Here is a 14,750-nt window from a genome sequence, read left to right on the forward strand (position 1 = left end):
CGGAGGCATTCATGCAGCAACTTCTGTTTTTCATCGACAAGATCAGCACCTGGGTCGGACAGGCCTTTTCGTGGCTGATCGTCGCTCTTACCCTGCTCATTTCGTGGGAAGTATTCTCGCGCTATGTGCTCAATCATCCGAATCCGTGGTCGTTCGACCTCATGATCATGATGTACGGCGCCGCCTTCATGATGGCCGGCGCCTACACGCTGGCCAAGAACGGCCACGTGCGCGGCGACGTGCTCTACGGCTTCTTTCCGCCGCGCCTGCAGGCCGGGCTCGACCTGGCGCTGTATTTCCTGTTTTTCATCCCCGGCATCGTCGCGCTGATCTGGGCCGGCTATGACTACGCGGCCGAATCGCTGGCGATTCGCGAGCATTCGACGCTGACCGCCAATGGTCCGCCGCTCTATCCGTTCAAGATGGTGATTCCGATCGCCGGCGTGCTGCTGATCATGCAGGGCGTGGTCGAGATCATCCGCTGCGTGATCTGCCTGCGCGATGGCGCATGGCCGAAACGCGAGGAGGACGTGGAAGAGGTCGATGTCGACAAACTCAAGGCCATGGTGCACGTCAAGGATTCGGACATTGCCGAAGCCGATCGCGCCCTGGTCGAAAAACAGGGAGGTCAGCCATGAAGAAGGAAGCCTGGTTCGGCCTTTCCATCCTGTTCGCGATCATCGCCGTCATCGTCATCTTCACACCGTCACCGTCGGAGATGACCAACGGCCACCTCGGACTGCTGATGCTGGCGCTGGTGGTGGTCGCCATCATGCTCGGTTTTCCGACCGCCTTCACGCTGATGGGCATGGGCGTGATGTTCGCGTGGTTCGCCTTCTATAGTCGCGATCCGACACTGGCGACACAGCTCACGCTGGACCTGATGGTGCAGCGCGCCTATTCGGTGATGGCCAACGACGTGCTGATCTCGATCCCGCTGTTCATCTTCATGGGCTACCTGGTCGAACGCGCCAACCTGATCGAGAAGCTGTTCAAGAGCATGCACATCGCGCTGGCGCGCCTGCCCGGCTCGCTCGCCGTGGCGGCCATCGTCACCTGCGCCGTGTTCGCCACCGCCACCGGCATCGTCGGTGCGGTCGTCACGCTGATGGGCCTGCTGGCACTGCCGGCCATGCTCAAGGCCGGCTACAGCACGCAACTGTCGGCCGGCTCGATCACCGCCGGCGGCTGCCTCGGTATCCTGATCCCGCCCTCGGTGCTGCTGATCGTCTATGGCGCCACCGCCGGCGTCTCGGTCGTCAAGCTGTATGCGGGTGCGCTGTTTCCGGGCGTGCTGCTGACCGTGCTCTACATCGGCTACGTGATCATCCTCGCCAAGCTCAAGCCCAACCTTGCGCCGCCGCTGCCGCCGGAAGAACGTCGGGTGATCCTGCCGGCGCATGCGGAGAAAGTGTCCGCCTCGTTCGGCAGGAAGGCGTTGCCGAGCCTGCTGCGCGCCATCAAGGGCCGCCGCGCCGCCGACGTACCGCTGCGCACGCTGCTGTCGCAGCTCGGCATTGCGCTGTTGCCGGCGCTGGCGTTCGCCGCGGTCATGGGTTTCAGCTACCACCTCGTCACGTCGCCGAAAGGCAGCATCGTCGACACCAGCGAGATGGGCTTCGACATCGGCGACAGCTACAGCCAGGACTACGGCGGCCTGGCCGAACCGGAAATCGAGGGTGGCTTCGGCGAACCGCCAGCGATGGAAGCCACGCCCGACGATGGCGGCCTGGCCACGCCGCCGCTCGAGTCGAGCGCAACCGACAGCCTGGCCGAACCGGCCGGCGCGGAACCGCCGGCCGCAGCACAGGAAGCGGCACCGGATGAAGCGAAGGCAGCGGCCGATCCTTCGCAGCGTACGCCGGCACCGACCGCCTTCTGGATCGTGTTCTTCGTCGGCCTGGCCCTGCTGCTGGCGTTCTACGCGATCTTCACCTTCGCGCGGCTCGAGATCTTCAAGATGCTGCTCGGTTCGCTGTTCCCGCTCGCGCTGCTGATCATGGCCGTGCTCGGCACCATCGTGTTCGGCCTGGCAACGCCGACCGAGGCGGCAGCCATGGGCGCCTTCGGCGGCATCGTGCTGGCTGCCTGCTATCGGCGTTTCAACTTCACCATGCTGCGCGAATCGGCCTTCCTCGCCGCCAAGACCAGCGCCATGGTGTGCTGGCTGTTCGTCGGCTCGTCGATTTTCTCGGCCTCGTTCGCGCTGCTGGGCGGACAGGAGATCATCAACGACTGGGTGCTCGGTATGGACCTGACGCCGGTGCAGTTCATGCTGCTGGCGCAGGTCATCATCTTCCTGCTCGGCTGGCCGCTCGAGTGGACCGAGATCATCGTCATCTTCATGCCGATCTTCATCCCGCTGCTGCCGCACTTCGACATCGATCCGCTGTTCTTCGGCCTGCTGGTCGCGCTGAACCTGCAGACGGCCTTCCTGTCGCCGCCGGTCGCCATGTCGGCCTTCTATCTGAAGGGCGTGGCGCCGCCGCACGTGACGCTGAACCAGATCTTCCTCGGCATGATGCCGTTCATGGGCATACAGATCATTGCACTGGTTGTGCTCTACATGTTCCCTGCGATTGCACTCTGGCTGCCGGGCGTGCTTTACAACTGATACCGGCACACGCCGCAAAAAGGGGATGCTGCGGCATCCCCTTTTTTATCGATCCCGCTGTACTGCCCCGCGTTGTATTCCTGCATCGCGCTTCCCGCTCCTTGCCGTGCGATCGGGGACCTGCGTTAAAATGAGAACGATTCTTATATACAACCGATGCGAAAAACGCATCGTCCCCGGGAGAAAACATGCCTGCGCCAGAAGCAGCCTTGCAGCAGAAAATGCACGCACTGTATTGCGAGCATCGCGGCTGGCTGTTCAACTGGCTGCGCCGCAAGCTCGGCTGCGCGCACAATGCCGCCGATCTGACCCAGGACACCTTTCTTCGCATCATCACCTCGCGCGATGCGCTGCTTGGCATGCGCGAACCACGCGCCTATCTGGCGACGACCGCCAAGCGCCTGCTGGTGGACCAGACACGGCGCCAACTGCTCGAACAGGCCTATCTCAAGGAACTGGCGGTGGTCACCGCCCGGCTGGAAGACAGCCCGTCGCCCGAACGCATCATGCAAACGCTGCAGGCGCTGGTGCAGATCGAAGCGGCGCTCGACGGCCTGTCCGTCAACGCCCGTCAGGCCTTCCTGCTGCACTACCTGGACGGACAGACGCATGCCGCCATTGCCGCTGCGCTCGGCGTCTCGACCAAGATGGTGCAGAAGTACCTGATCCAGGCCCTTGCCCACTGCCAGCGCCCGCTGGAGGATTGAGTGGACGACGAGCGCAAGGGCGAGGATATCGCCGAGCAGGCCGCCGCCTGGATCATGCGGCTCACCTGCGACGACGAGACCGAGCGCGCACGCGCACAGGCCGGCTTTGCCGCCTGGAAAGCAGCCGATGCGCGCCATGCTGTGGCGGCCGCGCGCATCGAATCCTTCGTCGGCAGCGTACAGGACATGCGGCAGGACGCCGGCGACAATCTGCGGCCGGTACATGCCGCGCTCAACGCGGCGCATGAAGGCACGCGCCGCCAACGGCGACGCACGAGCGCAAGACGCATCGGCGGCGTGCTCCTGCTGGCATGCGCACTGGCCGTCCCGGCCTGGCTGGCGCTGCAGGGCGGCCAACCCGTGCATCTGCTGGCCGATCTGCGCAGCAGCGAAGGGCAATGGATCACGCATACCCTCACCGACGGCAGCCGCATCACCTTGAGCGGCGTCAGCGCCGTCAACCTGCGCTATGACGAACACAACAGGACCATCGACCTGCTGCATGGCGAGATTCTGGTGGACGTAGCCAAGGATGCCGCGCGTCCGTTCCTGGTCCGGACGCCGCTGGCGACCATCCGCGCACTCGGAACGCGCTTTGCGGTCACTCATCAGGACGATGCCTCGGTGCTCGACATGTTCGAATCCAGGGTGTCGGTGCACACGCACGCTGCACACAGCAAGCCGGAAGACCTCGTGGTGGAAGCCGGACAACGCGTACGACTGGGACAACGGGGCGTGGACCGCATCGAAGCCATCGATGCGACCCGCACCGAGGAAGGGTGGCGTTCCCATCGGCTCGTGATCCGCGATCGGCCGCTGCCCGAAGTGCTCGAACAGCTCATGCGCCATCGTCGCGGCCGCATCCATTACGACGCGGCCGAACTCGCGCACATCCGCGTTTCCGGCGTGCTGCCGCTCGACGACACGGACCAGGCCCTGCAATTGCTGCAGACGAACTTCCCCGAACTGCGCATGCGCTTTCTGACGGCGCGCTGGGTCTGGGTGGGGCTGCAAGCCGGCGGCTGACGGATTGGCAGGATTTTTTTGGGTTGATGGTTCCAATTTTTCTTTTTCGTTCGTCAATGCAGATGAGCACAACGAAAAGGAACCGCTTTCCATGACCCGCAAACCATCTTCTTTCCCGCATCGTCGCCTTTCGCCGCTGGCGATCGCCCTGCAATTCACCTTTGTTCTGGCCGCCGCCGGCCCCTTTGCCGATGCGCTCGCACAGGCTCGCCAGTACGACATTCCAGCCGGTCCGCTGGAAGAAACCCTCAATCGCTTCGCGCAGGAATCCGGCGCCGCCATCGTGGTGGATGCCGGCAAGGTCGGCAAGCTGCGCTCGCCCGGACTGAGCGGCACGCATGACGTCGAGGACGGTTTCAATGCACTGCTGCGCGGCACCGGCTACGTGATCGACAAGACACAGGCCGGCTACGTGCTGAAACCGGCCGCCCCTGCCAGCACGCCGGGCGTGACACCGATCAAGGCCGAACCGCGCCAGGACAATTTCCTGCAGGAAGTCGTGGTGACCGCCTCGCGTTCCAACATGGAAGCCGAAAAGGCACCGCAAACGGTACAGATCATCGGCAAGCAGGAAATCGAGCAGCAGCTCGCTCTGTCCACCAATTCTTCCGATGTGCTGAGCAACCTGATCCCGTCCTATACGCCAAGTCGCGGCAAGATGAACGGCAGCGGCGAAACCCTGCGCGGCCGCACGCCGCTGATCCTGATCGACGGCGTGCCGCAGTCCAATCCGATCCGGCCGACCGGACGCGAAGCGCACACCATCGACTTCTCGATGGTCGAACGCATCGAGGTTGTCCAGGGCGCCAATGCGATCAACGGCCTCGGCGCTACCGGTGGCACCATCAACATCATCACGCGGCGACCGGCCAACGGTTCCTTCAACCAGCACGTCGATGTGCAGGCCACCATGCCGACCTCCGGCATCGACAGCGAGGTCATGAACTACAAGACCACCTATCGCGCAGACGGCCGGCAGGACAAGCTCGACTACCTGTTCGCACTGAGCTACGAGGACCAGGGACTCCAGCGCGATGCCAAAGGCAGATCGATCGGTACCGACAATACGCAGGGCGACCTGATGGATTCGCGCGGATACGACATTCTCGGCAAGATCGGCTACTGGCTGACCGACGACCAGCGCCTGCAGTTCTCCGTCAATCACTATCGCATCAAATCCAAGGCTGGCTATACTGCCGTCGCCGGCGACCGTGCGCAGGGCATCCCGACTACATCCATCGAGGCACAACCACCGGGCACGCCGCCATGGAACGACGTCTGGACCACCGCCGTCACCTATGATCACTACGATCTGGCCGGCATGGAACTGTCCGCCATGGTGTTCCATCAGAAGTTCGAGGCGCTGTTCGGCGCCACCGATTCGACCACCTTCCAGGATCCGCTGATCGCGCCGGTCGGCACCCTGTACGATCAGTCGCGTGCCTCGTCCAGCAAGTACGGCAGCAAGGTCAACCTGACCAAGTCCGATCTTCTCGACGGCCAGCTCAAGGCGACTGTCGGGTTCGACACGCTGATCGACAAGGGCGAACAGGATCTCTACGGCACCAATCGCACCTATGTCCCCGAATCGACCTACAACAACCTGTCGCTGTTTGCGCAGGGAGAATTCAAGCTGCGTGACAACCTTGTGCTGCACGGCGGCGTGCGCAAGGAATATGCCGACCTCAAGATCGACAGCTATCGGACGCTGGCGGCGTACAACAATGTCGAGGTACAGGGCGGCAAGCTCAATTTCGACGAAACGCTTTATAACGTGGGCCTGACCTTTACTCCGGTACAGGACCTGACGCTGTTCACCAGCTATTCGGAAGGGTTCGGCATGCCGGACGTCGGCCGCGTGCTGCGTGCCATCAACACGCCTGGACAGACCATCGCCCAAATGCACACACTGGCGCCCATCCTCACCGAAAGCATCGAACTCGGTGGCCGCTTCAAGCGTGGAAACTGGGATGTGGAAGCCAGCCTCTATCAGTCCGACTCCGACTACGGCACGCGCGTCGTCCGCGAGAACGACGCCTTCATGCTGGCACGCGAGAAAAACCGCGTGCAGGGGATGGACGCCAGCCTCGGCTACCGCTTCAGCAAATCGCAACGTGCACGGCTTGCCTATGCGCACTCCAAGGGACGCTACGACAGCGATGCAAACGGCAGCCTCGATGCGCGGCTCGATGGCGCCAACATCGCGCCCAATCGCCTGATCGCAAGCTGGTCTTCGGACTGGAACGACAAACTGTCTTCCTTCTTCCAGGTACAGCATGCCTTCAGCAAATCGTTCGGCGACCCGGACAAGGAATTCAAGGGCTATACGCTGGTCGACGCAAGCATGCGCTACAAACTGCCCAAGGGCACGTTGCGCCTGGCCGTCGCCAACCTGTTCGACGAGAACTACATCACCTATTACTCGCAGAGCGCGCTGGTCGAACCGCTGCGCTATTTCGCGGGACGGGGCCGCACGCTGACCATCGGCTATTCGCTGGACTTCTGATCGCCACTCACAGGCGAAGCGGCGCATGCAATCGTTGCGACGGTTGCATGCGCCGTTCTTTTTTCAGGCAGGATTGCAGGCTGTGGCTGCGCTCGCTGATGTACTTTTTGCCGCAATCGCATTGCCGGCACGCCCCGCCGGCTTGCGCCCGAGCTGCGCCGAGATGAACTGCCCCGCGTCCACCACCGCATCGAGATCGATGCCGGTTTCGATTCCCAGACCCTGCATCATGTAAAGCACGTCCTCGGTCGCAACATTGCCGGTAGCGCCTTTCGCGTAGGGGCAGCCGCCAAGGCCGGCGACCGACGCGTGATAGATCGTGATGCCGACCTCCAGGCTTGCATAGATGTTGGCGAGCGCCTGGCCGTAGGTATCGTGGAAGTGGCCGGACAGGCGTTCGATAGGAAACACCTCGGCGGCGCGCTGCATCACGGTCTGCACGTGGCGCGGCGTGGCGACGCCGATGGTGTCGGCAATGTCGATCTCGTCGCAGCCGAGGTCGCGCAGTTGCATCGTAACGTCGGCCACCGCATCGGCCGTGACCTCGCCCTGATACGGACAACCGAAGGCGCAGCTCAGCGCGCCGCGCAGGCGCATGCCGTTTTCCTTTGCCGCGCGCGCGACCTCGACGAAGCGCGCGATGGATTCCGCGATCGAGCAGTTGATGTTGCGTTGCGAGAAGGCCTCCGACGCCGCCGCGAAGATCACGACTTCATCGACACCGGCCGCCAGCGCCGCCTCGAAACCCTTCATGTTCGGCACCAGCGCCGAATAGAAGGTGCCGGGCCGGCGCGTGATGCCGGCCATGACCTCGGCCGAGGTTGCCATCTGCGGCACCCATTTGGGCGAGACGAAGGACGCCGCCTCGACATTCGCAAAACCCGCTTGTGACAGGCGGTTAACGAGTTCGATCTTGACCGCCGCAGGAATCGTCTGCGGTTCGTTCTGCAGACCGTCGCGCGGACCGACTTCGACGATCTTGACGGAGCGCGGCAGGGAAGGGAGCGGCATCGCGGGCCTCTTGCAGTTCAATGAGGATTTCAATGAAAAACGGCCGGTCGCAACCGGCCGCCGGATGAATGCGCCGCGCTTACGACGTCACCGCGCAGCGCGCGTCGATCGCGTTGTTGCGCGTGTGCATGCCGAGCTTGTTGAGCAGCGCGACGTCGGCATCGGCTTCCGGATTGCCGGTGGTCAGCAGCTTGTCGCCATAGAAGATCGAGTTGGCGCCGGCGACGAAGCACAGCGCCTGGATCGCCTCGCCCATTTCGCGGCGACCGGCCGACAGGCGCACGCGCGCCTTCGGCATCGTGATGCGCGCAACCGCCACGGTGCGCACGAACTCGAGCGGATCGATCGGCTCGGTGCCGTGCAGCGGCGTGCCTTCGACCTGCACCAGGTTGTTGACCGGCACCGATTCCGGATACGGGTCCATGTTGCAGAGCTGCGCCATCAGGCCGGCGCGCTGCAGGCGCGATTCGCCCATGCCGACGATGCCGCCGCAGCAGACCTTGATGCCGACGCCGCGCACGCGTTCCAGCGTGTCGAGGCGGTTCTGGTAGTCGCGCGTGGAGATAATGTTGTTGTAGAACTCGGGCGCGGTGTCGAGGTTATGGTTGTAGTAGTCGAGGCCGGCGTCCTTCAGCTTTTCCGCCTGACCTTCACCCAGCATGCCGAGCGTGGCGCAGGTTTCCAGGCCGAGCGCCTTCACCTCACGCACCATTTCCTCGACCTTTTCGAGATCGCGGTCCTTGGGTTCGCGCCAGGCGGCACCCATGCAGAAGCGCGTTGCGCCATGCGACTTGGCTTCGCGCGCGGCGGCCAGCACTTCGTCGAGCGGCAGGATCTTCTGCGCCTTCACGCCGGTGTCGTAGCGCGCCGCCTGCGGACAGTAGCCGCAGTCCTCGGGACAGCCGCCGGTCTTGATCGACAGCAGGGTCGCGAACTCGACTTCGTTCGGATCGAAATGTTCGCGGTGCACGGTCTGCGCGCGGTAGATCAATTCGTTGAACGGCAAGTTGAACAAGGCAAGCACGTCCTCGACCGGCCACTTGGTCGGAACGATGGGCGCGACCGGCTTGGCAGCCGGCTGGAACGTGATGGGTTGCGACGACATGAAAAAACTCCTGACTTTAAATTCCTGATGCGACTCTAATGCGCCTTGCCGGGCCATCCCGGCAACAGCGTGCAATCCAGATGATCGGCGGCCGCAGCCGCCATCGGCGCGGCCAGACGCGGCACGCAGCCGAGCAAGGGCGCAGGCAAACGGGCCTGCAGCGCTTCGACATTATCCCTCGCAAATGCCATGCCCGGATCGACCGTATTGGCGATCCAGCCAGCCAGCGTCAGGCCGCGCGCGGCCATCGCCTCGGCCGTCAGCAGCGCGTGGCTGATGCAGCCCAGGCGCAGCCCGACCACCATTATGACGGGCAAATCGAGTTCGCGGGCCAGATCCGCCGTGTCTTCGGTGTCGGAAAGCGGCACGCAGAAGCCGCCCACGCCTTCCACCACCACGGCGTCGGCCTGTGCCGCCACCTGCGCATAACATCCTGCAATATGCGCAATATTCATCTCAACGCCCATCAACTTCGCCGAAACATGCGGCGCCGCCGCTTCCTTCAGCAAGTAGGGCACGGCCAGTTCGGGCGGCAATTTTACGTTGGCGGCTGCCGCCAGCAGATCGGCGTCCTCATTGTGCCAGACCTCGCGCCCGGCTTCGCTCGTTACGGTGACGCCGGCCGCGATCGGCTTCATGGCGGCTACACGCAAGCCTTGACGTACCAGCGCCGTCACCAGCGCGGTCGAAATCAGGGTCTTGCCGATTTCGGTATCGGTGCCGGTGACGAACCAGGCGTGCTCTGCGCTCATGAGCCGGCCTTTTCGAGTTGGTGGACGGCAGTCAACAAACGAGACACATCGTCCGCCGTATGTGCAGCCGACAGCGTCACGCGCAGGCGCGCGGTGCCGGCCGGGACTGTCGGTGGACGAATCGCCGGCACCCACAGTCCCTGCTCGTACAACGCCGCTGCCACGCGCAGCGCTTCACCGTTGTCGCCGATCACCAGCGGCTGGATCGCGGTGTCCGACGCAATCGGCTGCCAGCGCGTCAGGCGCAGGCCGTCGCGCCATTGCGCAATCAGTTGCTGCAGATGCGCGCGCCGTGCCGCGCCTTCCTCGCCGGCAATGATGTCGAGGCTGGTCAGCAGCGCATGCGCGACGGCCGGCGGCGAGGCGGTCGTGTAGATGTAGGCACGCGCGCGCTGCACCAGCCATTCGATCACGCTCGCATGCGCGGCAACGAAGGCGCCGGACACGCCGGCCGCCTTGCCCAGCGTGCCCATATAAATCAGGTTGGGTGAGCGCAGGCCGAGCAGCTCGAGCACGCCGCGCCCTTGCGCGCCGAGTACGCCGAAGCCGTGCGCATCGTCAACCACTAGCCAGGCATCGTACCGCTCGCACAGCGTCAGCAATTCCTTCAGCGGCGCCAGATCGCCATCCATGCTGAAGACGCCGTCGGTCACCACCAGCTTGCCGGCGGCCGTGCTTGCCTGCAGCAAGCCGGCGAGCTGCGCATGGTCGCCATGACCATAGACCCTGACCTGCGCGCGAGACAGGCGCGCACCGTCGATCAGCGAGGCATGGTTGAGTTCTTCCGAGAACAGTTCGACTTCCGCGCCGCCCAGTGCGCCCAGGATCGCCAGGTTGGCCATGTAGCCGGTCGAGAAATACAGTGCGCGACCATCATCGATCTGCGGCGCCATGAAAGCGGCCAGACGCTCCTCGAGCGCCGCATGCGCGCGCGCATGGCCGCTGATCAGGTGCGAGGCACCGCTGCCGGCGCCATGCAGCGCCGCACCTTCCTGCAGCGCGGCGACGATGCGCGGATGCGCAGCCAGTCCCAGGTAGTCGTTGCTGCAGAAGGCCAACATGGCACGCCCGTCAACCTGCACGTGCGGCGCGCATGGCGACTCCGCCACACGCAAACGCCGCCGCAGGTGCTGCGCATCGAGTTCGGCAATGCGCGCCTCGAGGCCGGCGATCAGCCTGCTCATTCGATCACCTGCTGGAACACGCGCTGCGTGCGTTCGGCCAGCAGATCGATTTCATCGTCGGCCAGGATGTAGGGCGGCATCAGATAGACAGTACAGCCGATCGGACGCAGCAATAGTTCCTGCTCGAGCGCGGCCGTGAAGAAGCGGCGCGAGAAGCTGGCGGCCGCATCGGCGTCGTCGATCACGGCGTCGAAGGCCCAGATCATGCCGCGCTGGCGGAAATTGCTGACTTGCGCATGGTCGGCCAGCGGCGCCAGCGCCGCCGTCAGGCGCGTCGCCTTGTCACGGTTGCTTGCCAGCACGTCGTCTTCCTCGAAGATCGCCAGCGTCGCCAGCGCCGCGCTGCACGCGAGCGGGTTGCCGGTATAGGAATGCGAATGCAGGAAGCCGCGCGTGACGTCCGCATCGTAGAAGGCGCGATAGATATCGTCGCGCGTCATCACCAGCGACAGCGGCAGGTAGCCGCCGCTGATGCCCTTGGACAGGCACAGGAAATCGGGCCAGATCGCCGCCTGTTCGCAAGCGAAGAAGGTGCCGGTACGGCCGCAGCCGACCGCGATCTCGTCGGCGATCAGGTGTACCTGGTAGCGGTCGCACAGCGCGCGGATTTCCTGCAGATAGACGGGATCGTGCATCGCCATGCCGGTCGCGCACTGCACCAGCGGCTCGACGATGATGGCGGCAATGGTGTCGGCATGCTGTTGCAGCAGCACCTCGAACTCCTTGGCTGCGCGGCGCGCGACGTCCGCCGCGCTTTCGCCATCCTGCGCGCAACGCGCATCGGGACTGGCGATCACGTGCGCGCGCTGCAGCAGCGGACCGTAGGCATCGCGGAAGATGGCGACGTCCGTCACCGCCAGCGCACCGATGGTTTCGCCGTGGTAGCTGCCCTGCAGGCAGACGAATTCCTGCTTTTCGCTGCGCCCCAGATTGCGCCAGGCGTGGAAACTCATCTTGAGCGCGATCTCGACCGCCGACGCGCCGTCCGATGCATAGAAGCAATGGCCGAGCATCTGGCCGGTGCGTTCGGCCAGATGCTCTGACAGCGCCACCACCGGCTCGTGCGTGAATCCGGCCAGCATTGCATGCTCGAGCCGGTCGAGCTGTTCCTTGACGGCGGTGTTGATGCGCGGATTGGCATGGCCGAACAGATTGACCCACCACGAACTGATACCGTCGAGATAGCGCTTGCCATCGGTATCGAACAGCCACGCGCCCTTGCCGCGCGCCACCGGTACCAGCGGCACGGTTTCGTGATGCTGCATCTGCGTGCAGGGATGCCAGACGCTGCGCAGGCTGCGCGCGACCAGACCGTTCTGCTTGTCGGATTCCGTCATGCGTGGGTGACCTTTTTCTGTTCTGCGGGAAACACGCCGTCGATGTAGAACCAGCGGCCATCCTCGCGCACGAAGCGGCTGACTTCATGCAGGCGCTGGGCGCGGCCGGCGATCTTCGAGCGCGCGACGAATTCGACCGTGGCTTCGTCGCCGGCGGCAGAAAAATTCCTCACCTCCAGCCCGAGCCAGCGCATCTCGGTCTCGTGCACCAGTTCTTCCTGCGGCGGCCGCGTCGAGGCGTGCCAGGTGTCGTGCACGTAGCGCATCTCGCCGAGCACGTAGGCACTGTAGCGCGAACGCATCAGGCGTTCGGCATCGGGCGCGGGCATACCGTCATGGAAAGGTTTGCAGCACTGTGCGTAATCGGCGCCGCCGCAGGGGCAGGCCGCGATGGCCGGTTTCTTCATTGTCTGCCGCGTGGTTGTGGCGGGAAAAGCGGCGCGCCGCCGTTGAAAAACAGGGGCGCGCGACAGCCGGTAGAATGGCGCGTTCGCACCAAGTACGAAACGCAGGATCAGGCCGGCTCAAGGCCGCTATTGTAACGCGGCGGCCCATCCCGCCGCCCGGAGAACCACGATGAACCCGCTGGAAGCCCAACTCGACTATCCGCTCGGCGACGCGCTGCCCGAAGCCGGCACGCTGATGGACGTCGCACCCGGCATCAAGTGGCTGCGCATGGCGCTGCCGTTCGCCTTGAGCCACATCAACCTGTGGCTGCTGGAAGACGAGTTCGATACCGGCGCCGGCCGCATACGCGGCTGGACCGCGATCGACTGCGGCATCGGCAACGAGGCCACGCGCGCGGCGTGGGAAAGCATCTTCGCCACGCAGCTCGACGACCTGCCGATCGTGCGCGTGATCGTCACGCATTGCCATCCCGATCACGTCGGCCTCGCCGACTGGCTGTGCGCGCGCTGGAATGCGCCGCTGTGGATGACCACCGGCGAATACGCGTTCGCGCGCATGATGTCGGCCGGGTTGCCGGGCGCCGACGGCACTGCCATGTTTCCGTTCTTCCAGCATCACGGCCTGTCGGACCCGCAGATGCTGGAAGAACTCAAGGGCCGCAAGAGCTATTACCCGACCTATGTGCCGGCCGTGCCGCAGCGCTACACGCGCATGTACGAGGACCAGGTGTTCCGCATCGGCGCGCACAGCTGGCGCGTGATCACCGGCTTCGGCCACTCGCCCGAGCATGCGGCGCTCTATTGCGCCGAGCTTGGTGTGCTGATTTCCGGCGACATGGTGCTGCCGCGCATCTCGACCAATACGTCCGTGTTCGCCATCGAGCCGGAATCCAACCCGGTCCAGCAATTCCTCGATTCGCTGAAAAAATACATCACGCTGCCCGAAGACACGCTGGTGCTGCCCTCGCACGGCAAGCCCTTTCGCGGCATGCACGTGCGCATCCGCCAGTTGAACGAGCATCACGCGGCACGACTGGAAGAAGTGCTGGCCGCATGCAGGACGCCGCAGTCGGCGGCCGACATCGTGCCCATCATGTTCACGCGCAGGCTGGATGCGCACCAGTTGAGCTTTGCGCTCGGCGAGGCGCTCGCGCACCTGCACAAACTGTGGTTCGACGGTCTGCTGCAGCGCGTGGAAGGCACGGACGGCGTGGTGCGTTTTCAGGCGTATTGAAGTCCGGCAGCGGCTGGCGGCCTCATCCCTTTCACACGAAGGAACACGACATGCATCACTGGATTCTGCTCGGGCTCGCCATTCTCGCCGAAGTCATCGGCACCTCCGCCATGAAGGCCAGTGAAGGCTTCACCCGCGTGGCGCCTTCGCTGATCACGGTGGTCTTTTACGGCATCGCCTTTTACCTGCTGTCGCTGACGCTGCGCACGATCCCGGTCGGCATCGCCTATGCCGTGTGGTCGGGCGTGGGGATCGTGCTGATCTCGCTGGTGGCGTGGGCGCTGTACGGGCAGAAACTCGATGCGGCCGGCATGATCGGCATCGGTCTGATCATCGCCGGTGTGGTCGTGCTCAACGTGTTTTCAAAGAGCAGCGCGCATTGACATGCGCGGCTTGGATAGAAACGAAGAGGGGAATATGCGCCGTCAGGCGCGCAGGAAAGAAAGACTCAGACGCGGCAGTCGATGAACTGATGCGCCAGGGCAATGCCGGCGTTCACGCATTCGTCAACCGAGCAATAGCCGCGGTCGCAGCAGACCTCGAGTTCGCGAAAACCGATGGATTGCTGCTCGGTCACGACAATCAGCGGGCAGTAGTGGCAATCCTCGCAATCCTTGTTCTCGCTGCACAGGCGCGCCGTCACCTGCAGCGGCCACCCGCGATAGGTCTCGCGATGCGTCTTCATCGCGGCGCGACGGATGTTTTCGAGGTACTGAAGCGTGTTCATGCGTATTCGATTGCGGCCAGCCTGTTTTGTTTCCGCCTGATGCGGAAATCCGGATCAGTATAGTTGAGAACGATTCTCGACTTCAACCCTTTTCAACGATTCCACAACGCAAAACACCTTGCTTCTTTTGCAAGGATGCC

14 protein-coding genes are annotated in these 14,750 nt (G+C 64.0%); 7 read left to right on the plus strand and 7 right to left on the minus strand.

The window, feature by feature from the left end:
* Positions 1-11 precede the first annotated feature (11 nt).
* The 5 genes from IEV38_RS02700 to IEV38_RS02720 all read left to right on the plus strand — a co-directional run bounded on the left by IEV38_RS02700 (position 12) and on the right by IEV38_RS02720 (position 6,853).
* Positions 12-638 (plus strand): TRAP transporter small permease subunit, encoded by a 627-nt coding sequence (locus IEV38_RS02700; RefSeq protein WP_188394603.1) that lies wholly within the window; start codon positions 12-14, stop codon positions 636-638.
* Positions 635-2,614: a TRAP transporter large permease gene (locus IEV38_RS02705; protein ID WP_188394604.1), complete on the plus strand. Its 1,980-nt coding sequence runs from the start codon at positions 635-637 to the stop codon at positions 2,612-2,614. The genes IEV38_RS02700 and IEV38_RS02705 overlap by 4 nt, the downstream gene beginning before the upstream one ends.
* A 188-nt stretch (positions 2,615-2,802) precedes the next feature.
* Positions 2,803-3,321 (plus strand): sigma-70 family RNA polymerase sigma factor, encoded by a 519-nt coding sequence (locus IEV38_RS02710; RefSeq protein ID WP_188394605.1) that lies wholly within the window; start codon positions 2,803-2,805, stop codon positions 3,319-3,321.
* Positions 3,322-4,347, plus strand: a complete 1,026-nt coding sequence (locus tag IEV38_RS02715; protein WP_229728515.1) for a FecR family protein — start codon at positions 3,322-3,324, stop codon at positions 4,345-4,347.
* 91 nt (positions 4,348-4,438) lie between these two features.
* The gene (locus IEV38_RS02720) at positions 4,439-6,853 is read left to right on the plus strand and encodes a TonB-dependent receptor (RefSeq protein WP_188394606.1); all 2,415 of its coding nucleotides are present in this window, start codon (positions 4,439-4,441) and stop codon (positions 6,851-6,853) included.
* Positions 6,854-6,916: 63 nt separating this feature from the next.
* Here the strand turns inward: IEV38_RS02720 and IEV38_RS02725 are convergent, their stop codons facing one another.
* The 6 genes from IEV38_RS02725 to IEV38_RS02750 all read right to left on the minus strand — a co-directional run bounded on the left by IEV38_RS02725 (position 6,917) and on the right by IEV38_RS02750 (position 12,649).
* Positions 6,917-7,864 (minus strand): hydroxymethylglutaryl-CoA lyase, encoded by a 948-nt coding sequence (locus IEV38_RS02725; protein ID WP_188394607.1) that lies wholly within the window; start codon positions 7,862-7,864, stop codon positions 6,917-6,919.
* A gap of 79 nt (positions 7,865-7,943) precedes the next feature.
* Positions 7,944-8,969: a biotin synthase BioB gene (bioB, locus tag IEV38_RS02730; RefSeq protein ID WP_188394608.1), complete on the minus strand. Its 1,026-nt coding sequence runs from the start codon at positions 8,967-8,969 to the stop codon at positions 7,944-7,946.
* 35 nt (positions 8,970-9,004) lie between these two features.
* The gene (gene bioD, locus IEV38_RS02735) at positions 9,005-9,721 is read right to left on the minus strand and encodes a dethiobiotin synthase (RefSeq protein ID WP_188394609.1); all 717 of its coding nucleotides are present in this window, start codon (positions 9,719-9,721) and stop codon (positions 9,005-9,007) included.
* Entirely contained in the window at positions 9,718-10,905 is a 1,188-nt protein-coding gene (gene bioF, locus IEV38_RS02740; RefSeq protein WP_188394610.1) for an 8-amino-7-oxononanoate synthase, read from the minus strand. Before bioF ends, bioD begins: the two co-directional genes overlap by 4 nt.
* Positions 10,902-12,242, minus strand: coding sequence for an adenosylmethionine--8-amino-7-oxononanoate transaminase (gene bioA / locus IEV38_RS02745; protein WP_188394611.1), 1,341 nt, complete (start codon positions 12,240-12,242; stop codon positions 10,902-10,904). Before bioA ends, bioF begins: the two co-directional genes overlap by 4 nt.
* Positions 12,239-12,649, minus strand: a complete 411-nt coding sequence (locus IEV38_RS02750; protein WP_188394612.1) for a YchJ family protein — start codon at positions 12,647-12,649, stop codon at positions 12,239-12,241. Before IEV38_RS02750 ends, bioA begins: the two co-directional genes overlap by 4 nt.
* Before the next feature lie 169 nt (positions 12,650-12,818).
* Here IEV38_RS02750 and IEV38_RS02755 point away from each other — a divergent pair, with 169 nt between their 5' ends.
* Together IEV38_RS02755 and IEV38_RS02760 are read left to right on the plus strand one after the other, a co-directional pair.
* On the plus strand, positions 12,819-13,883 hold the full coding sequence (locus tag IEV38_RS02755; RefSeq protein ID WP_188394613.1) for an MBL fold metallo-hydrolase: 1,065 nt from the start codon (positions 12,819-12,821) through the stop codon (positions 13,881-13,883).
* Between the two features lie 50 nt (positions 13,884-13,933).
* Positions 13,934-14,266 carry an SMR family transporter gene (locus IEV38_RS02760; protein ID WP_188394614.1) on the plus strand — a complete coding sequence of 111 codons (333 nt, stop codon included), beginning with the start codon at positions 13,934-13,936 and terminating at the stop codon, positions 14,264-14,266.
* A 65-nt stretch (positions 14,267-14,331) separates the two neighbouring features.
* Here the strand turns inward: IEV38_RS02760 and IEV38_RS02765 are convergent, their stop codons facing one another.
* Complete coding sequence (locus IEV38_RS02765; RefSeq protein WP_188394615.1) at positions 14,332-14,610, minus strand: hypothetical protein; 279 nt, start codon at positions 14,608-14,610, stop codon at positions 14,332-14,334.
* Positions 14,611-14,750: the final 140 nt, after the last annotated feature.

This window comes from Oxalicibacterium flavum (assembly GCF_014635065.1).
In the GTDB taxonomy this organism is placed as follows: Bacteria; Pseudomonadota; Gammaproteobacteria; order Burkholderiales; family Burkholderiaceae_D; genus Oxalicibacterium; species Oxalicibacterium flavum.